Genomic DNA, 17639 nt, shown 5'->3' on the forward strand with positions numbered 1-17639 from the left:
GGCCTCGACTTTCTCGGCGAATACGATATTCACGAGCGGCGGAACGCAATTGACGTATCCGTGCCCTGAATGCGAATATCGGGGCACGTGCTGAGGAGAGGAACTGCAGTGGCGCAGAAGGTTCAGGTAGTGCTGGTCGACGACATCGACGGTTCGGCGGCGAGCGAGACCGTGTCGTTCTCGCTCGACGGCGTCTCCTACGAGGTCGATCTCAACAAGGAGAACGCCGACAAGCTCCGCAGCGACCTCGCACCGTGGGTGTCCGCGGGCCGTCGCACGGTGGCGCGCAAGGCGTCCTCGCGTGCGAAGCGCGCCGCGTCCGGTCCGGACGCCGCGGCGATCCGTGCGTGGGCCAAGGACAACGGGGTCGACGTCCCCGAGCGTGGCCGTATCCCGGCCAAGGTGCGCGAGGCCTACGACGCCGCGCAGTGACGCTTCTCTGGGGCACCTACCCCGCGGCCGGGCTCGGCACACCCGCCGGCCTCGGCGAGGGGATCTGGCGCTCCGCGTCGCCTGAGTCCGTGGCCGCGGAGCAGGTGCTCGACCTGCCCGCGCCCTCGTTCCTGGTGGCGCATCCGACGCTGCCGCTCGTGTACGCGGCGTGCGAGCTGCCCGCGAGCGAGCTCGCGGTGCTCGACGTGTCCCGGCCGGCCGCGCCTCGCGTGGTCGCGACTCTCGCGACCGGGGGCGCCGACGCCTGCCATCTCATGCTCGCGCCCGACGCGCACACGCTCTACGTCGCGCACTACTCGAGCGGGGATGTCGCGGTGGTGCGGCTCGGTGCGGACGGGCTCCCGGTGGACGATGCGCCCGCCCAGCTCCTCGGCCACGCGGGCTCGGGCCCGAATGCGGCACGGCAGGAGGGGCCCCACGCGCATTCCTCGCTGATCGCGCCAGGCGGCCGCCACGTGCTGGTCGCGGATCTCGGCACCGACGAGCTGCGCCGGTACCGCATCGTCGACGGCGGGCTGCTCGAGCCGGACGGCATCGCCGCGACGCTGCCTCCGGGCGCGGGGCCGCGTCACGTCGCGGTGCGCGGGAACCTGCTCTACGTCGCGTGCGAGCTCGACCACCAGGTCCGCACCCTGCGGTGGGACGATGCCTCGGCCACGGCGGAGGTCATCGCCGAGCGGCCGTCGACCCTTGTCGCGCCGCGCTCGGCCGAGCTGCAGGACTCCCATCTCGCGCTCGTGCCCGGGCACACCGGCGACGTGCTGCTCGTCTCGGTGCGCGGCGCCGACGTCATCGCTGTCTTCGACGTCGCACCCGAGGGTGAGCTCGCCTACCGCGGCGCCTTCGACGCGGGGCATTGGCCGCGGTACTTCGCGGTGCTCCGCTACCGGCTGGTCGTGGGGGAGGAGCGCGCGCACCGCGTGCGGTCCTTCGCGCTCGCCGACGTGATCGGGATGCCGCCCGAGCTGGGCATCGGCGAGATCGCCGAGCTGCCTCACGAGGTCGGCGAGGTCGTCAGCCCGGCCTGCGTCATCGAGGTCTGAGCGGCACCCATCCGGGGCCGGTCTCAGGCGAGCGGCGCGAGCAGCTCCTTGACCGCCGACGCGGTGGGCACGCGGCCCGACACCAGCAGCTTCTCGTCGACCACGAGGCCGGGCGTGCGCATGACGCCGTAGCCGGCGATCGCGCCGTAGTCCGTGACCTTCTCGAAGGTCGCGTCGAGGCCCAGCTCCGTGGCGGCCTCGCGCGCGATGCGCTCGAGGTTGGTGCAGTTGGCGCAGCCGGGGCCGAGGATCTTGATGTGCATGGTGGTGTCCTTTCGTGGAGGTTCAGGCGGGGATCACGGCGTTGAAGAGGTAGCCGACGGTGATGATGCCGACGGTGACGACGCCGATGAACATCGCGATGAGGCGGGGCTTGAGCACGCGGCGGAGCAGGATCATCTCGGGGAGGCTGAGCGCGACCGTGGCCATCATGAACGCGAGGAGCGTGCCCATCGGCAGGCCCTTGTCCGACAGCGCCTCGACCATGGGCAGGACGCCCGCGGCGTTCGAGTAGAGCGGCACGCCCAGCAGCACCGCGAGCGGGACCGCGAAGAGGTTCTCGGGTCCCGCGTGCTCGGCGAACCACTGCTCGGGCGCCCAGCCGTGGATGGCGGCGCCGATGCCGATGCCCACCAGCAGGTACGGCCAGATCTTCCGCAGGATGTCGCGGACCTCCTCGAGGCCCATCTGAATGCGGTCGTTCCACGTGAGCGCGTAGCCCGGGTCGACCGCCTGGCCGCCGAGCGTCGTCTCGAACACGAACGGCTCGATCCAGCGCTCGGGACGCATGCGCCCGAGGATGAAGCCGGCGACGATCGCGATCGTCAGCCCGGCGCCTATATAGAGGAGCGTCGGACCCCAGCCGAAGAGCCCGAGCAGGAGCGCGATCGCGACCTCGTTCACCAGCGGGCTAGCGATGAGGAAGCTCAGCGTCACACCCACCGGGACGCCGGCGGCGACGAAGCCGATGAACGCGGGCACCGCCGAGCACGAGCAGAACGGGGTCACCACGCCGAGCGCCGCCGCCGCGACGTTGCCCACGCCCTCGCGCTTGCCGCCGAGGATCGCGCGCGTGCGCTCGACCGACATGAACGAGCGCAGCACCGTGACGATGAAGATGATCCCGGTCAGGAGCAGCAGGATCTTGACCGTGTCGTAGAGGAAGAAGTGGACCCCCGAGCCCAGGCGGGTGTCGAGGTCGAGGCCGGCGACGTCGCCCAGCAGCCAGTTCCAGAACGGCAGGTTCGCGCTGTAGAGCGCCCACCAGGCGAGCGCCGCGATGATCAGCCCGGCCCAGCGCTGCCGGGTGGTCGCGCGGTGGACGCGCTCCATCACCGCCATCAGAGGCTCACGTGGGCGGGGAGGGCCGCGGTCAGGCGGGACGATGCGTCGGGCGCCAGCGCGTAGTCGATCCACCGGCCTCGGCGGGAGGTGGTGACCAGCCCGGCGTCGCGCAGGATCCGCAGGTGGTAGCTGAGCAGCGTGCTCGAGACGTCGAGATGCTCCTGCAGGTCGCAGACGCAGCGCGGTCCCGCGGCGAGGCGCTCGAGCACCGTCCACCGGACCGGATCCGCGGCGGCCTGCAGCAGCGCGACCGCGTCGGCGACCTCGCGAGGCGGCGACGGCCGGAGCAGCAGATCGACGGCGGACGATTGAGCCATATTTGAAGTGTGTACCCGGAGGGGTATCCGGACACGGGACCCCGGTCCCGTGTCCGCGCGCTGTTCACCCGAGGTTCATGCGGCGCCGCTTGCGTTCGGATTCGATAGATGTCTAAATAGAGATATGTCGAATCAGCGAGAGCTCATCATCGTCGGGTCCGGTCCTGCCGGGTACACGGCTGCCATCTATGCCGCGCGTGCGGGGCTTGCGCCGTTGGTGGTGGCGGGGTCGGTCACGGCGGGTGGGGCGTTGATGAACACCACGGAGGTGGAGAACTTCCCGGGCTTCGTCGAGGGTGTCCAGGGTCCGGAGCTGATGGAGACCCTGCAGGCGCAGGCGGAGCGTTTCGGTGCCGAGGTGATCTTCGACGACGCGACCGCCCTGTCGCTCGAGGGTGAGACCAAGACGGTGGTGACGGGCATGTCCGGCACGTACACGGCGAAGGCGGTCATCCTGGCCACGGGGTCGGCCTACCGTGAGCTCGGTCTGGACGATGAGAAGCGGCTGTCGGGCAAGGGTGTGTCGTGGTGCGCGACGTGCGACGGGTTCTTCTTCCGTGATCAGGAGGTCGTGGTCGTCGGCGGCGGCGACTCCGCGGTCGAGGAGGCCACGTTCCTGACCCGCTTCGCGTTCAAGGTGTACCTGGTGCACCGCAGGGACGAGCTGCGGGCGTCGAAGATCATGGCCGACCGCGCCTTCGCGGACCCCAAGATCGAGTTCGTGTGGAACTCCGAGGTGACCGGCCTGGACGGCGACGCGAAGCTCGAAGGCGTGCGCATCCGCAACCGTGTCACCGGCGAGGACTCCGTGCTGGCCGCGACGGGCCTGTTCGTCGCGATCGGTCATGAGCCGCGCTCGGAGCTGGTCAAGGGTGTGATCGACACCGACGCCGAGGGCTACGTGCAGGTCCTCGGACGCACCACCGCCACCAACGTCGAGGGCGTGTTCGCGTGCGGCGACCTGGTCGACAACCGCTACCGCCAGGCCATCACCGCCGCCGGATCCGGATGCGCCGCCGCCCTCGACGCCCAGCACCACCTCGACACCCTCACCACCCCCGCGGCCGCGCTCGCCGGCGAGGCTGCGTAGAAATCCCAGGGAGAAGCCATGTCCACCACCGCCGCGACGCACCCGGACCACGAGTCCTGCGTCGCGACCAGCATCGAGGCGCACACCGTCGCGCCTGAGAAGGCCGACCGTGCCGCGGCCGTGCTCAAGGCGTTCGCGGAGCCGCTCCGCCTGCGCATGATCGCGCTCATCGCCTCGGCCCCCGGGGGCGAGGCGTGCGTGTGCGACATCAACGAGCTGGCGGACGTCAGCGGCCCCACGGTGTCGCATCACCTCAAGACGCTCAAGGACGCCGGGCTGGTCACCTCCGAGCGCCGCGGCACCTGGGTCTACTACCGCGTCGCGGAGCAGTACGGCCCCGCGGTGCGGGCGCTCCTCGGCGCGCTCGTGCCCGCCGCCGAGGCGAGCGCCCGGCCGCACGCCGAGGGTCTCGAGAACGTGGACAAGGCGCTCGACCGCGTCGCCGAGGATCTCGAGGCGCTCTTCCCGAGCCTCGATGGCACGCTGGTCACGCGCATCGTCCGCGAGTCCTACGCGTCCCTCGCCCGCGGCGCGACCATCCGCGCGCACCTCGTGCCCCTCGCGCGGCACTTCGCCCAGCAGCGGCTCGAGGACCTGCGCAAGGTCCACGACGCCGATGCGCCGCACCCGCCGCAGGTGCTCTTCGTGTGCGTCCAGAACGCCGGTCGCTCGCAGATCGCGGCGGCGCTGCTGCACCGCTACGCCGGCGACGGCGTCGTGGTCCGCTCGGCGGGCTCGGCGCCCGCGGCATCGGTGCACGATGCGGTCCGTCCCCACCTCGACGCGATCGGGGCGGGGGAGGCCGCCTTCCCCAAGCCCCTCACGGACGACGCGGTGCGCGCCTCCGACGTGGTCATCACCATGGGCTGCGGCGACGTGTGCCCGTACTACCCGGGCACGCGCTACGAGGACTGGCAGGTGGGCGACCCGGCGCTCGCCTCGGCCGAGGGCGTCGCGGAGATCGTCGATGACATCGACCGCCGCATCCGAGAGCTGCTCGCCGACCTCCTCCCCGATCTCCACCTTCCCGACCCCACCCCGTTCACCCACCGAAAGGCATGAGCATGACCGACCCCAAGCCCTCCGCGCTGTTCGTCTGCGTCCACAACGCGGGCCGCTCCCAGATGGCCGCCGGCTACCTGCGCCACCTGTCCGGCGGCGCCGTCGAGGTGCGCTCCGCGGGCTCGATGCCCGCGGACCAGATCAACCCGGTCGCCGTCGACGCGATGCTCGAGGACGGCATCGACATCCGCGAGGAGAGCCCCAAGGTGCTCACCACCGAGGCGGTCGAGGCCTCCGACGTGGTCATCACCATGGGCTGCGGCGACGTGTGCCCCTACTTCCCGGGCAAGCGCTACGAGGACTGGAAGCTCGAGGACCCGGCCGGCCAGGGCATCGAGTCGGTGCGTCCCATCCGCGACGAGATCAAGGGGCGGATCCTGACCCTGCTCGAGGAGCTCGGGGTGCAGCCGGTCGCCTGAGCCGCTCCCGACCGCGCTGGGACCTTGGGCCAGCGCGGTCGGCGCGGTCCGCACTAGGCTGACCGCATGACCTACACACTGATCCTGCTCCGCCACGGCGAGAGCGAGTGGAACGAGAAGAACCTGTTCACGGGCTGGGTCGACGTCCCGCTCAACGACAAGGGCTGGGGCGAGGCCAAGCGCGGCGGCGAGCTCCTCAAGGAGGAGGGCATCCTCCCCGACGTGCTGCACACCTCGCTGCTGCGTCGCGCGATCATGACCGCGAACCTCGCGCTCGACGCCGCCGACCGGCACTGGATCCCCGTGAAGCGCAACTGGCGCCTCAACGAGCGCCACTACGGCGACCTCCAGGGCAAGAACAAGGCCGAGACCCTCGAGCAGTTCGGCGAGGAGAAGTTCATGATCTGGCGCCGCTCGTACGACGTGCCGCCGCCCGAGATCAGCGCCGAGAACACCTACACGCAGGAGGGCGACCCGCGCTACGCCGGCGAGCCGATCCCCAAGACGGAGTGCCTCAAGGACGTCCTCGAGCGCGCGCTGCCGTACTGGGAGTCCGAGGTGGTCCCGGACCTCAAGTCGGGCAAGACCGTGATGGTGGCCGCGCACGGCAACTCGCTGCGCGCGATCGTCAAGCACCTCGACGACGTCGCGGACGACGCGATCGTGGGCGTCAACATCCCCACGGGCATCCCGCTGGTCTACCACCTCGACGAGGAGACCCTGAAGCCCACCAACCCGGGCGGCACTTACCTCGACCCGGAGGCCGCCGCGGCCGCCATCCAGGCCGTCGCCAACCAGGGCAAGAAGAAGTAACGCACCCGCGTCGCCGAAGGCCCCCGACCAGCAGGTCGGGGGCCTCCGTGCATCCGGGGACGATGCGCACCCCGCCGCTCGCCGCCCCGTGCCGGCCGCCGCAGTCGGGACATGAGCGGAGCGTTCCGTCATACGTGCTGCGGTCGGCATGCATGTCGGAGCCATCGGTCGCCGCTCCGACATGCGGGAGGGGCGCACGCGCATCGTCCGGGGAAAGCAGAAGGCCCCGACCATGCGGTCGGGGCCTTCGGTGCGTCTCGCTGGCGTCAGATCTTGGCGCCGGAGTCCGTGAGGTCGCCGGTGACCAGGTAGACGATGCGGCGGGAGATGCCCACCGCGTGGTCGCCGAAGCGCTCGAAGTAGCGGGCGAGCAGCGCGAGGTCGAGGGTCTCCTGCGGGGAGCCCTGGTACTCGCCGTCGACGATCGCCTTGTACGCCTGGGCATGCAGCTGATCGAGGTTGTCGTCGTCGGACACGATCGCCGCGGCGACGTTGAGGTCGCGGGTCTCGAGCAGGCGCACCGTCTCCGCGGCGGACTCCTTGGCGGCCTCCGACATGCCCGCGATGACGGTGCGGTGCGACTCCGGGATCGGCGACTCGGGGTAGGTGCGGCGCGCGGCCTCGGCGATGTGCTGCGCGAGGTCGCCCATGCGCTCGAGCGAGGCCGAGATCCGCAGCGACGAGATGATGGTGCGGAGGTCGAGACCCACCGGCTGCTGCTGCGCGATGAGCAGCACGCAGCGCTCGTCGACCTGCTCCTCGAGCTCGTCGAGCTTCACGTCCTTCGCGATCACGCTCTGCGCGAGCTCGACGTCGGCGGTGAGGATGGCGGTCGAGGCGTCGGTGATGGCGCCCTCGACGAGTCGGGCCATCGCGATCAGATCGTCCGCGAGCTCCGACATCTCGGCATTGAACAAGGTCCGCATGGCTCTCCTTCGGGAATTACCACCTTAGTGTGGCATCACTGCCAGGGGCCTTGGGCGAACCGCCCCCGCACCTCGGTGAACAATCGGTGCGCGTTGTGAACATTGGGTGAACGCCCGGGGCCATGGTTACTGTGTCGCCATGAGCCCGGAGGTGTGGATCGCCGCGATCGTCGGCGCCGCCATCGGCGCCCTCGTCGTGTGGCTGGTGCTGCTCGTGCGCGAGCGTAATGAGACCATCGCGGCGACCCTCGTGCCGCACCGCACCAGGCAGCTCATGGGAGCGCTGCAGTCCGGTGCCGTGGTGATCCGCCGCGACCGCAGGAGCGCGTACAGCAACCACGCCGCCGCCGCGCTCGGCGTGGCGCGACCGGACGGCGCGCTCAACACGGACCTCGCCGATCTCGCGGAGGAGGCGTGGCGCCGCGACATGCCGCTCGAGGACGAGATCGCTGTCCACCGCGGCGTCCTCACCACCCCGCGTTATGTCCACGTGCGGGTCACGCCGCTCGACGACGAGCTGTGTCTCGCGGTGGTGAACGACAACACGGAGTCGCGCGCCGCGGAGCAGTCGCGCCGCGAGTTCGCCGTCAACGTCTCGCACGAGCTCAAGACGCCGGTGGGTGCGCTGAGCCTGCTCGCCGAGACCATCGAGGACGGCGCGGACGACCCGGAGCTGGTCCGGAAGTTCTCGAAGAAGATGCGCAAGGAGTCCCGCCGGCTCAGCAAGCTCATCCAGGAGATCATCGAGATCTCGCGCCTTCAGGGCGGCGGCTCGGTGCTCGAGCACGAGGAGCTCCACCTCGAGGGCGTGGTCCACGAGGCGATCGAGGGCTCGCGCCTGGGCGCCGAGGCCAAGGACATGCGCCTGGTGACGGACCTGCGCGAGCGTCCGACGGTCGTGGGGGACCGCGACCTGCTCGTGATGGCGCTGCGTAACCTCATCGACAACGCGATCGCGTACTCCGACGAGGGCGCCGAGGTGGTCGTGTCGGTGGGCGCGCGCGACGGCGTCGCCTCGGTCGCCGTGATCGACAAGGGCATCGGGATCGAGACCAAGGACCAGGAGCGCATCTTCGAGCGCTTCTACCGCGCCGATCCCGCACGCTCCCGGGAGACCGGCGGCACCGGCCTGGGCCTCAGCATCGTCAAGCACATCGCCCTTCAGCACTCCGGTTCCGTGGCCCTGTGGTCCGAGCCGGGTGTGGGCTCCACGTTCACGTTCAAGCTCGCAGTCCATCAGGAGGGGTCATGACCGAGGCTCGGATCCTCGTCGTCGAGGATGAGGAGTCGTACCGCGACTCGTTGCAGGTGCTGCTCGAGCGCGAGGGCTTCACCGTCGCGCTCGCGGCGACCGGGACGGCGGGGGTGGAGGCCTTCGTGCGCGACGGCGCGGACATCATCCTGCTCGACCTCATGCTCCCGGGGATGTCGGGAGCGGAGGTGTTCCGCGCCGTGCGTGAGCGCTCGGACGTCCCGGTCATCATGGTCACCGCCAAGGACGACCAGGTGGACCGGATCATCGGGCTCGAGCTCGGCGCCGACGACTACGTCACCAAGCCCTACTCGGGGCGCGAGCTCATCGCCCGGGTCCGGGCGGTGCTGCGCCGCGTCGGCGCGGGCGCGCGCGACATCGCCGAAGAGCCCGAGCGGCTCACCGTCGCGGGGATCACGCTCGACCCCGAGCGCCTGCAGCTCACCCGCGACGGCCACACGCAGTCGCTGCCGCCCAAGGAGTTCGCGCTCCTTCACCTGCTCGCACAGAACGCTGGCCGGGTGCTGCCGCGTCAGGTGATCATCGACCGCGTGTGGGGCTCCGACTACTTCGGCGACACCAAGACGCTCGATGTGCACATCAAGCGCATCCGCAGCAGGGTGGAGGACGATCCGTCGGAGCCGGTGCTCATCCAGACGGTGCGCGGGGTCGGATACAGCTTCGAGGCGTGACCGCGGCGCATGATCCGGGCGCAGGTGGAGCCATCATCGTCACGTTTCGATAACGGCGCAGCGGCGTTCACCGGATGTTCACCGTGAGTTCAGAATCAACCCCGTGACCCGTTACCTCGCCTCCCTAACGTGTGGGTCATCCGGCAACGAGCCGGGATCACAAGAAGACGTGAGGAAATCGAACGTGAAGCTTGCCATCCGTACCGGCGCGGTGTTCACCGCGGCCGCGCTGTCGCTCTCGCTCGCCGCCTGCTCGGCCTCCAACGAGGAGCCCGCCGACACCGCCACCTCGGAGACCGCCGCCGAGGCGACCGAGACCACCGAGGCGATGGAGTCGCTCTCGGGCAACCTCCAGGGCGCCGGCGCCTCGTCGCAGGAGTCCGGCATGGACGCGTGGCGCGCCAGCTTCCAGGAGCTCTACCCCGACGTGACCGTCGGCTACGACCCGGTCGGCTCGGGCGGCGGCATCGAGCAGTTCCTCTCGGGCGCCGTGCCCTTCGCCGGCTCGGACGGCCTCCTCGACGCCGAGGAGTACGCGACCGCGGTCGAGCGCTGCGACGGCGACGGTGGCGCGTACCACCTGCCGATGTACATCTCGCCGGTCGCCGTGATCTTCAACCTCGAGGGTGTGGACTCCATCAACCTCGACGCCGAGACGATCGCGAACATCTTCGACGGCAAGATCACCACGTGGGACGACGAGGCGATCGCCTCGCAGAACGAGGGCGTCGAGCTCCCGTCGAGCAACATCACCGTCGTGTTCCGTTCGGACTCGTCCGGCACCTCGGACAACTTCACCGACTACCTCGAGCAGGCGTCGAACGGCGCGTGGCCCTACGAGGCCACCAAGGAGTTCTCCACCGCCGCGTCGCAGTCGGTCGGTGCGGACGGCACCTCGGCCGTGGTCGACACCGTGACGAGCACCCCCGGCGCCATCGGCTACGCCGACGCCTCGCGTGCGGGCTCGCTCGGCACCGTCGCCCTCAAGGTCGGCGAGGAGTACGTGCCCTTCTCCCCGGAGGCCGCCGCGAACATCGTCGCCGCGTCGCCGCTGTCGGAGGACGCCAACGGTGAGAACGACCTCGCGTACGCGATCGACCGCACCACGACCGACTCCTCGGCCTACCCGCTCACGCTGGTCTCGTACCACATCGTCTGCTCGCAGTACGACGACGAGTCCGAGCGCGCGCTCGTGACGGCCTTCGAGAAGTTCGTCGCCTCGGCGGACGGCCAGGCCGCCGCCGCCTCGGCCGCCGGCTCGGCGCCGCTGTCGGACGAGCTCTCCGCGCACGTCACCGCGATCCTCGACGAGATCGCGGCGGGCTAAGCACCTGCAGGACCCAGGGGTGGTGGGCTCACTCTCGACGAGTGAGCCCACCACCTTGCCCATTACGATGGTCGGACGACCAAGGGAGAGGCGCGCGTGACGACCACTGAGCAGTCGCCGGGGACAGAGCCCGCGAGCGACTACGGCACCCACCCCGGGGCGATCGCCAACAGCATCTTCAAGTACCTCTCGACCGGCGCGGGATCGCTGATCCTCGTCACGCTGGCCGCCGTCGCGACCTTCCTCCTCGTCGAGGCCTGGCCCGCGATCAGCGCCGCGGGCGGCGACCTGGGCGACAAGGTCTCCTTCATCAAGCCGGAGGACGGCCAGGGCCTGCTCGAGATCATCGGCTTCCTGGTCTACGGGACCGTGCTGATCTCGGTGATCGCGCTCCTCATCGGCACCCCGGTGTCGATCGGCATCGCGCTGTTCATCTCGCACTTCGCCCCGCGCCGCGTCGCGCAGGGTCTGGGCTACCTCATCGACCTGCTCGCGGCCGTGCCCTCGGTGGTCTACGGCCTGTGGGGCGTCGCGGTCCTCGTGCCGTTCCTGCAGCCGTTCTATCAATGGCTCGCGGACAACTTCGGATGGATCCCGCTCTTCGCCCCGCCGGAGTCCGGCGAGGTCTTCACCGGCCGCGTGGCGCTCTCCGCGGGCATCGTGCTCGCGATCATGATCATCCCGATCATCTCCGCCGTCTCGCGCGAGGTGTTCCTGCAGACGCCCAAGCTCCACGAGGAGGCCGCGCTCGCGATGGGCGCGACGCGCTGGGAGATGATCCGCATGGCGGTCTTCCCGTTCGGCCGCTCGGGCATGATCGGCGCGACGATGCTGGGCCTGGGCCGCGCGCTCGGCGAGACGATGGCCGTGCTGATGATCATCAGCCCCGGACTCACCTTCTCGTCGCACATCCTGCAGCCCAACCAGCACAACACCATCGCCGCCTACATCGCGCTGCAGTTCCCCGAGGCCAACGCCCTCGGTGTGAACTCGCTCATCACGATGGGCCTCGCCCTGTTCCTCATCACCCTGCTCGTGAACATGCTCGCGCGCTGGGTCGTGTCCCGCCGCAGCGAGTTCTCGGGAGCCAACTGATGACCCCCACCACCGCCTCGTCGCCCCTGGGCGCGCTCTCGACGTCGCGCCGGCTCAAGAACGTCGGCATGACCGTCGTCATCTACATCGCGTTCGCGCTCGCCGTCATACCGCTGGTCTGGCTCGCGGTGACGGTGGTGAGGAACGGCCTCGACCGCTTCTTCATCTCCGACGCCGAGGGGCTCGACGCGGGCTTCAACCTCGAGTTCCTGCAGCAGAGCATGCGCGGCGTGTTCGGCGCGGAGGCCTCGTTCGGCGGCATCGCGCACGCCATCAACGGCACGCTGCTCATGACGCTCGCCGCGACCGTCATCTCGGTGCCGATCGGCCTGCTCACCGCCATCTATCTGGTGGAGTACGGCAGCGGCTGGCTCAAGCGTGCGATCACCTTCTTCGTCGACGTCATGACGGGCATCCCGTCCATCGTCGCGGGTCTGTTCGCGTACTCGCTCTTCGCGATCATCGCGGGCCCGGGCACCAAGCTCGGCATCGTCGGCGCCGTCGCGCTGTCCGTGCTCATGATCCCGGTGGTCGTGCGCTCGTCGGAGGAGATGCTGCGTCTCGTGCCCAACGAGCTGCGCGAGGCGTCCTACGCGCTGGGCGTGCCCAAGTGGCTCACGGTCCTCAAGGTCGTGGTGCGCACCGCGATCGCCGGTATCACCACGGGCGTCACGCTCGCGATCGCGCGCGTCATCGGTGAGACCGCGCCGCTGCTGGTCGCGGTCGGCGTGACGGACTCGATGAACCTCAACCTCTTCGAGGGCCGCATGATGTCGCTGCCGGTCTACATCATCTCGGAGTACGAGAAGGGTGCGCTGCCGTGTGCGACCGACACCTGCATCGGCGAGATCACGCAGTACCGCGCGTGGGCGGCGGCGCTGGTCCTCATCCTCATCGTGATGGCCCTCAACCTCATCGCCCGCCTCATCGCCCGCTTCTTCTCCCCCAAGACCGGCCGCTGAGCCAGAACCCGGAGACACCGTGTCCAAGCGCATCGACGTCAACAACCTGAACGTCTACTACTCGAACTTCCTGGCGGTCGAGGACGTGTCCCTCGCGATCGAGCCGAAGTCGGTGACGGCGTTCATCGGCCCGTCGGGCTGCGGCAAGTCGACGTTCCTCCGCACCCTCAACCGCATGCACGAGGTCATCCCCGGTGCGCGCGTGGAGGGCGAGGTGCTGGTCGACGGCGTCAACCTCTACGGCGACAACGTCGACCCGGTCACGGTCCGCCGCCACGTCGGCATGGTCTTCCAGCGTCCCAACCCGTTCCCGACGATGTCGATCGCGGAGAACGTGCTCGCGGGTGTGAAGCTCAACAGCAAGCGCATGTCCCGCTCGGACGCGGACGACCTGGTCGAGTCGTCGCTGCGCGGCGCCAACCTCTGGGAGGAGGTCAAGGACCGCCTCGACAAGCCCGGCTCCTCGCTCTCCGGCGGTCAGCAGCAGCGTCTGTGCATCGCGCGCGCGATCGCGATCAAGCCCGACGTGCTCCTCATGGACGAGCCCTGCTCGGCGCTCGACCCGATCTCGACGCTCGCGATCGAGGACCTCATGCAGGAGCTCAAGGACGAGTACACGATCGTCATCGTGACGCACAACATGCAGCAGGCCGCGCGCGTGTCCGACCGCACCGCCTTCTTCAACATCGCGGGCACGGGCAAGCCGGGCAAGCTCATCGAGATGAACGACACCCCGACGATGTTCTCGACGCCGTCCGAGAAGGCCACCGAGGACTACATCTCGGGCCGCTTCGGCTGATCGACGTGCCGGGCCCCGCATGAGGGGCGGGCCCGGACAAGCAGAAGGGGCGCCCCATCCGGGGCGCCCCTTCGTGCGTCTGCTGGAGCGGCCGCTACAGGTTGTCGAGCTCCGGCGCGTACTCGGGCAGCGTGCCGTCGAGCACCGGCACGGACTCGACGATCTGACCCTGGTCCTGCGTCTGGAGGATGACCTCCTGCAGCAGGCCGGGCGCCGCGGTGGAGGTGCCGGTGACGTGCGTCTCGCCCTCCTCGCCGCCCAGGCGGACCGTCTGTCCCGCGGGGATCTCGACGGTGACGATGCTCGCGCCGTCGACGCTCGCGGCCACGGTCGCGTCCTCGTCGCCGGCGTTGCGCAGCGAGCCGGTGAGCACGGCGGGCGCGCCCTCCGCCTCGGTGATGACGAGCAGGTTCAGCCCGGTCACCTCGCCGATCTCGATGCTCACGCCGTCCGAGGCGTCGTACGCCTGCTGCGTCGTGATCGGGTTGACGGCGCTGCAGCCGGTGGCCAGGACGGCGACGGCGGCGAGCGGGATGGCGCGTGCGGTGAGCTTCACGGCGGGGACCTTTCCGGGGTGATGTCACTGGAAGGATAGTGGCTCCGCGTGCCGGACGGGCACCCCGGGAGGCGTACGGGGACCTCGGTCCCGCTGCCAGGCGGAATGCGCCTGTTATTGCGGTTTTGCGAACTGGTAGAATGGAGCTCCGTCGAGAAGGGGATTACTCCACCATGAACTTCGTCGTTGGCGAGACAGTCGTCTACCCCCACCATGGGGCGGCCCAGATCCAGGACATCAAGAAGCGCATCATCCGGGGTGAGGAGAAGACCTACCTCAAGCTGAAGGTGGCGCAGGGTGACCTGACGATCGAGGTCCCGGCGGAGAACGTCGACCTGGTGGGTGTCCGCGACGTCGTCGACCAGGCGGGTCTCGAGAAGGTGTTCGGCGTGCTGCGCGAGCCCTACATCGAGGAGCCGACCAACTGGTCGCGCCGCTACAAGGCCAACGTCGAGAAGCTGGCCTCCGGCGACGTCATCCGCGTCGCCGAGGTGGTCCGCGACCTGTCGCGTCGCGACACCGACAAGGGCCTCTCCGCCGGCGAGAAGCGCATGCTCCACAAGGCGCGTCAGATCCTCGTGAGCGAGCTCGCCCTCGCGGAGAAGTGCGACGAGGGCGCCGCCGAGGCGCGACTCGACGAGGTCCTCGCCTCGTGACCGTCGCGGCCGTCGTCACGGCCGCGGGCTACGGGACCCGGCTGGGGTCCGACCTTCCCAAGGCGCTCGTCGCCGTGGCGGGCGAACCGCTCGTCGCGCACGCCGTGCGCCGGATCGCGCGCGTCGCCACCCGTGTGGTGGTGACCGCGCCTCCCACCCACCTCGAGGACTTCGCGCGCGCCCTCGCGGGGGTCGCCGCGGCCGGCGAGGTGCGCATCGTCCCCGGCGCGGGGACCCGCCAGGAGTCCGTCAACGCCGGGCTCGCCGCGCTGGGGCTGGGCTCCCACGACATCGTCCTGGTGCACGATGCCGCTCGCGCCTTCCAGCCCGTCGAGGCGATGCGGGCCGTGATCGACGCGATCGAGGCAGGCGCGGACGGGGCGATCCCCGTGGTGCCGGTGGTCGACACCCTCGTCACCGCGCCCGATCCCGACGGCGCGCTCGGCGCCCCCGTCGACAGGACGGGCTTCCGCATCGTCCAGACCCCGCAGGGCTTCCGCGCGGCCGCGCTGCTCGACGCGCACGCGCGCGGCGGCTCGGGCGCGACCGACGACGCGACGCTCGCGCGCGAGCTCGGCTACCGCGTGGTCGCGACCGAGGGCCACGAGTGGGGCGTCAAGGTGACGCATGCGGGCGACCTCGCCCTCGCGGAGCACATCGCGGCGCTGTCCGCGGAACAGGAGACGGTGTGAGCCTTCCGCGTACCGGCATCGGCGTGGATGTCCACGCCTTCGGAGGCGGCCGCGAGCTGCGGCTCGCGGGCCTGGCCTGGCCGGGCGAGCAGGGTCTCGAGGGTCACTCGGATGCCGACGTCGCGGCGCACGCGGCCTGCGACGCGCTGCTGTCCGCGGCCGGTCTCGGCGACCTGGGCGCGAACTTCGGCACCTCGCGCCCGGAGTGGGCGGGCGCGGCCGGCACCGCGCTGCTCGCGGAGTCGGCGCGGCTGGTGCGCGAGGCCGGCTTCGTGATCGGCAACGTCGCGATCCAGGTGATCGGCAACCGCCCCAGGCTCGCGCCCCGGCGCGCCGAGGCGGAGGCGGCCCTGTCCGAGGCATGCGGAGCCCCGGTGACCGTCGCCGGCACCACCACCGACGGGCTGGGGCTCACCGGCCGCGGCGAGGGCGTCGCCGCGATCGCCACCGCGCTCATCGTCGCCGCCTGACCCCGCGCCCTCCTGGGCCGGGACGCTCACCATGCATTCTCGGGCGAAGCTGCACCGGACGGGACAGTCATCCGCGCCGCTGCGCAGCAGATGTGGGTGAGCGTCCCGCCCGATGCTCGGGAGCCCCAGAAGTGCAGGTGAGCGTCCCGACCGGCTCGGGGCCCCGCAGCGGCGCGCGCTCCCGGTAGCCTGGGGCGCGTGACCCTCCGCCTGTACGACACCGCCACGCGCGAAGAGCGCGACTTCCAGCCCCTGACCCCGGGCAAGGCGAGCATCTACCTGTGCGGTCCGACGGTCCAGAGCTCGCCGCACGTGGGCCACCTGCGCAGCGCCGTCGCCTTCGACGTGCTGCAGCGCTGGCTCGAGCGGTCGGGCTACCAGGTCAGCCTGGTGCGCAACGTCACCGACATCGACGACAAGACCCTGGTCAAGGCCGCCGACGCCGGCTGGGAGTGGTGGGCGTGGGCGCTGCGCTACGAGCGCGAGTTCCAGGCCGCGTACGCCGCCGTCGGCGTCAAGGCGCCCGCCGCCGAGCCCCGCGCGACCGGCCACATCCCCGAGATCCTCGAGATGATCACGCGGCTCATCGACAACGGGCACGCGTACGAGCAGGGCGGATCGGTGTACTTCGACGTGCGCTCGTTCCCGGGCTACGGTTCGCTCACGCGCCAGGCGCTCGACGACCTCTCCCCGGCCCAGGACTCGCCCTCCGAGGAGAAGCGCGACCCGCACGACTTCGCGCTGTGGAAGGCCCGCAAGGCCGATGAGCCCGAGACCGCCTCGTGGGACTCGCCCTGGGGCCCCGGCCGCCCGGGCTGGCACATCGAGTGCTCGGCGATGGCGCATCGCTACCTGGGCGAGGAGTTCGACATCCACGGCGGCGGCCTCGACCTGCGGTTCCCGCATCACGAGAACGAGCAGGCGCAGTCGCAGGCCGCGGGCTACGGCTTCGCCCGCCTATGGATGCACTCGGCCTGGGTGACGCAGTCCGGCACCAAGATGTCCAAGTCGCTGGGCAACGGGCTGCTGGTGTCCGAGGTGCTCGCGCACCACGAGCCGGCCGCGCTGCGGCTCGCGCTCGCGGCCGTGCACTACCGGTCGATGCTCGAGTACTCGCCCCAGACGCTGGACGAGGCGTCGGCGCAGTGGGCGCGCTTCCAGGGCTTCGTCAGCCGCGCCACCGAGAAGGTCGGGGTCGTGTCGGGCGAGCAGGTCGCCACGGCGGAGCTGCCCGCGGCCTTCGTCGAGGCGATGGACGACGACCTGGGCGTGCCGCGCGCGCTCGCGGTCATCCACGAGACCGTGCGGGCGGGCAACGCCGCCCTCACCGCGGGGGACGATGCGGCGGTCGCCGCCGCGCTGCTGTCCGCCCGCGCGATGCTCGACGTGCTGGGCCTCGACCCGGCGGCGCCCGAGTGGGCGGGGGAGAAGGCAGGGGCCTCCGACGCCGCGATGGCCGCGCTCGACTTCCTGGTGCAGGCGGACATCCAGGCGCGTGCCGAGGCGCGCGCCGCGAAGGACTGGGCGACGGCGGACGCGATCCGCGATCGGCTCGCGGGCGCCGGCATCGTCATCGCCGACGCGGCGGACGGCGCGCGCTGGTCCCTCGCCTCCGAGTCCTGACCACCCGTCGGGACCGCTGCGGCGGACGGGCGCATCGTCCGCTATTAC

Annotated in this window: 21 protein-coding genes; 16 read left to right on the forward strand and 5 right to left on the reverse strand. The window is 70.6% G+C overall.

Features of this window, described 5'->3' with window-relative positions:
* Positions 1–108: 108 nt before the first annotated feature.
* Together TR42_RS05090 and TR42_RS05095 are read left to right on the forward strand one after the other, a co-directional pair.
* Positions 109–432: a histone-like nucleoid-structuring protein Lsr2 gene (locus tag TR42_RS05090; protein ID WP_042213650.1), complete on the forward strand. Its 324-nt coding sequence runs from the start codon at positions 109–111 to the stop codon at positions 430–432.
* The gene (locus tag TR42_RS05095) at positions 429–1496 is read left to right on the forward strand and encodes a lactonase family protein (protein ID WP_052405626.1); all 1068 of its coding nucleotides are present in this window, start codon (positions 429–431) and stop codon (positions 1494–1496) included. Before TR42_RS05090 ends, TR42_RS05095 begins: the two co-directional genes overlap by 4 nt.
* Before the next feature lie 23 nt (positions 1497–1519).
* Here the strand turns inward: TR42_RS05095 and TR42_RS05100 are convergent, their stop codons facing one another.
* The 3 genes from TR42_RS05100 to TR42_RS05110 are packed head-to-tail and all read right to left on the reverse strand — an operon-like array spanning position 1520 to position 3157.
* Positions 1520–1759, reverse strand: coding sequence for a thioredoxin family protein (locus TR42_RS05100; protein WP_042213652.1), 240 nt, complete (start codon positions 1757–1759; stop codon positions 1520–1522).
* Between the two features lie 22 nt (positions 1760–1781).
* A complete protein-coding gene (locus TR42_RS05105; protein ID WP_042213863.1) occupies positions 1782–2828 on the reverse strand; it encodes a permease in 1047 nt (348 codons plus the stop codon).
* Positions 2829–2836: 8 nt separating this feature from the next.
* Positions 2837–3157 (reverse strand): ArsR/SmtB family transcription factor, encoded by a 321-nt coding sequence (locus TR42_RS05110; RefSeq protein WP_042213654.1) that lies wholly within the window; start codon positions 3155–3157, stop codon positions 2837–2839.
* Positions 3158–3281: 124 nt separating this feature from the next.
* Here TR42_RS05110 and trxB point away from each other — a divergent pair, with 124 nt between their 5' ends.
* From trxB to TR42_RS05130, 4 genes are all read left to right on the forward strand, one after another.
* Positions 3282–4247, forward strand: a complete 966-nt coding sequence (gene trxB / locus TR42_RS05115; protein ID WP_042213655.1) for a thioredoxin-disulfide reductase — start codon at positions 3282–3284, stop codon at positions 4245–4247.
* 18 nt (positions 4248–4265) lie between these two features.
* The gene (locus TR42_RS05120; protein WP_042213657.1) at positions 4266–5309 is read left to right on the forward strand and encodes a metalloregulator ArsR/SmtB family transcription factor; all 1044 of its coding nucleotides are present in this window, start codon (positions 4266–4268) and stop codon (positions 5307–5309) included.
* Positions 5306–5728, forward strand: coding sequence for an arsenate reductase ArsC (locus TR42_RS05125; protein ID WP_425305728.1), 423 nt, complete (start codon positions 5306–5308; stop codon positions 5726–5728). Before TR42_RS05120 ends, TR42_RS05125 begins: the two co-directional genes overlap by 4 nt.
* A 66-nt stretch (positions 5729–5794) precedes the next feature.
* Entirely contained in the window at positions 5795–6541 is a 747-nt protein-coding gene (locus tag TR42_RS05130; protein ID WP_042213661.1) for a phosphoglyceromutase, read from the forward strand.
* Between the two features lie 266 nt (positions 6542–6807).
* On the opposite strand, the gene phoU is transcribed toward TR42_RS05130, so the two are convergent.
* A complete protein-coding gene (gene phoU / locus TR42_RS05135; RefSeq protein WP_042213664.1) occupies positions 6808–7467 on the reverse strand; it encodes a phosphate signaling complex protein PhoU in 660 nt (219 codons plus the stop codon).
* 139 nt (positions 7468–7606) lie between these two features.
* Here phoU and TR42_RS05140 point away from each other — a divergent pair, with 139 nt between their 5' ends.
* The 6 genes from TR42_RS05140 to pstB all read left to right on the forward strand — a co-directional run bounded on the left by TR42_RS05140 (position 7607) and on the right by pstB (position 13594).
* The gene (locus TR42_RS05140) at positions 7607–8719 is read left to right on the forward strand and encodes a sensor histidine kinase (RefSeq protein WP_052405628.1); all 1113 of its coding nucleotides are present in this window, start codon (positions 7607–7609) and stop codon (positions 8717–8719) included.
* A complete protein-coding gene (locus TR42_RS05145) occupies positions 8716–9411 on the forward strand; it encodes a response regulator transcription factor (RefSeq protein ID WP_042213665.1) in 696 nt (231 codons plus the stop codon). Before TR42_RS05140 ends, TR42_RS05145 begins: the two co-directional genes overlap by 4 nt.
* A 184-nt stretch (positions 9412–9595) precedes the next feature.
* The gene (locus TR42_RS05150) at positions 9596–10738 is read left to right on the forward strand and encodes a phosphate ABC transporter substrate-binding protein PstS (RefSeq protein WP_042213668.1); all 1143 of its coding nucleotides are present in this window, start codon (positions 9596–9598) and stop codon (positions 10736–10738) included.
* A 96-nt stretch (positions 10739–10834) separates the two neighbouring features.
* Positions 10835–11833, forward strand: a complete 999-nt coding sequence (gene pstC / locus TR42_RS05155; protein ID WP_174435458.1) for a phosphate ABC transporter permease subunit PstC — start codon at positions 10835–10837, stop codon at positions 11831–11833.
* On the forward strand, positions 11833–12795 hold the full coding sequence (pstA, locus tag TR42_RS05160; protein ID WP_042213670.1) for a phosphate ABC transporter permease PstA: 963 nt from the start codon (positions 11833–11835) through the stop codon (positions 12793–12795). The genes pstC and pstA overlap by 1 nt, the downstream gene beginning before the upstream one ends.
* A gap of 19 nt (positions 12796–12814) precedes the next feature.
* Positions 12815–13594, forward strand: coding sequence for a phosphate ABC transporter ATP-binding protein PstB (gene pstB, locus TR42_RS05165; protein ID WP_042213672.1), 780 nt, complete (start codon positions 12815–12817; stop codon positions 13592–13594).
* A gap of 94 nt (positions 13595–13688) precedes the next feature.
* On the opposite strand, the gene TR42_RS05170 is transcribed toward pstB, so the two are convergent.
* Positions 13689–14150, reverse strand: coding sequence for a hypothetical protein (locus TR42_RS05170; protein WP_042213674.1), 462 nt, complete (start codon positions 14148–14150; stop codon positions 13689–13691).
* A 173-nt stretch (positions 14151–14323) separates the two neighbouring features.
* On the opposite strand from TR42_RS05170, the gene TR42_RS05175 reads away from it, so the two are divergent.
* From TR42_RS05175 to cysS, 4 genes are all read left to right on the forward strand, one after another.
* Positions 14324–14806, forward strand: coding sequence for a CarD family transcriptional regulator (locus tag TR42_RS05175; protein WP_042213676.1), 483 nt, complete (start codon positions 14324–14326; stop codon positions 14804–14806).
* The gene (ispD, locus tag TR42_RS05180) at positions 14803–15498 is read left to right on the forward strand and encodes a 2-C-methyl-D-erythritol 4-phosphate cytidylyltransferase (protein ID WP_143058933.1); all 696 of its coding nucleotides are present in this window, start codon (positions 14803–14805) and stop codon (positions 15496–15498) included. The genes TR42_RS05175 and ispD overlap by 4 nt, the downstream gene beginning before the upstream one ends.
* A complete protein-coding gene (gene ispF / locus TR42_RS05185) occupies positions 15495–15968 on the forward strand; it encodes a 2-C-methyl-D-erythritol 2,4-cyclodiphosphate synthase (RefSeq protein ID WP_042213679.1) in 474 nt (157 codons plus the stop codon). The genes ispD and ispF overlap by 4 nt, the downstream gene beginning before the upstream one ends.
* 198 nt (positions 15969–16166) lie before the next feature.
* On the forward strand, positions 16167–17591 hold the full coding sequence (gene cysS, locus TR42_RS05190; protein ID WP_042213681.1) for a cysteine--tRNA ligase: 1425 nt from the start codon (positions 16167–16169) through the stop codon (positions 17589–17591).
* The last annotated feature ends 48 nt before the right edge of the window (positions 17592–17639 follow it).

It is taken from the genome of Demequina mangrovi (assembly GCF_000759715.1).
GTDB classification, from domain to species: Bacteria; Actinomycetota; Actinomycetes; order Actinomycetales; family Demequinaceae; genus Demequina; species Demequina mangrovi.

Coding starts and splice junctions, on each gene's coding strand:
- TR42_RS05175 (WP_042213676.1), top strand. CDS start 14,324: ATGAACTTCGTCGTTGGCGAGACAGTCGTCTACCCCCACCATGGGGCG.
- TR42_RS05125 (WP_425305728.1), top strand. CDS start 5,306: ATGAGCATGACCGACCCCAAGCCCTCCGCGCTGTTCGTCTGCGTCCAC.
- TR42_RS05140 (WP_052405628.1), top strand. CDS start 7,607: ATGAGCCCGGAGGTGTGGATCGCCGCGATCGTCGGCGCCGCCATCGGC.
- TR42_RS05100 (WP_042213652.1), bottom strand. CDS start 1,759: ATGCACATCAAGATCCTCGGCCCCGGCTGCGCCAACTGCACCAACCTC.
- TR42_RS05120 (WP_042213657.1), top strand. CDS start 4,266: ATGTCCACCACCGCCGCGACGCACCCGGACCACGAGTCCTGCGTCGCG.
- TR42_RS05110 (WP_042213654.1), bottom strand. CDS start 3,157: ATGGCTCAATCGTCCGCCGTCGATCTGCTGCTCCGGCCGTCGCCGCCT.
- phoU (WP_042213664.1), bottom strand. CDS start 7,467: ATGCGGACCTTGTTCAATGCCGAGATGTCGGAGCTCGCGGACGATCTG.
- trxB (WP_042213655.1), top strand. CDS start 3,282: ATGTCGAATCAGCGAGAGCTCATCATCGTCGGGTCCGGTCCTGCCGGG.
- pstA (WP_042213670.1), top strand. CDS start 11,833: ATGACCCCCACCACCGCCTCGTCGCCCCTGGGCGCGCTCTCGACGTCG.
- TR42_RS05130 (WP_042213661.1), top strand. CDS start 5,795: ATGACCTACACACTGATCCTGCTCCGCCACGGCGAGAGCGAGTGGAAC.
- TR42_RS05145 (WP_042213665.1), top strand. CDS start 8,716: ATGACCGAGGCTCGGATCCTCGTCGTCGAGGATGAGGAGTCGTACCGC.
- TR42_RS05105 (WP_042213863.1), bottom strand. CDS start 2,828: ATGGAGCGCGTCCACCGCGCGACCACCCGGCAGCGCTGGGCCGGGCTG.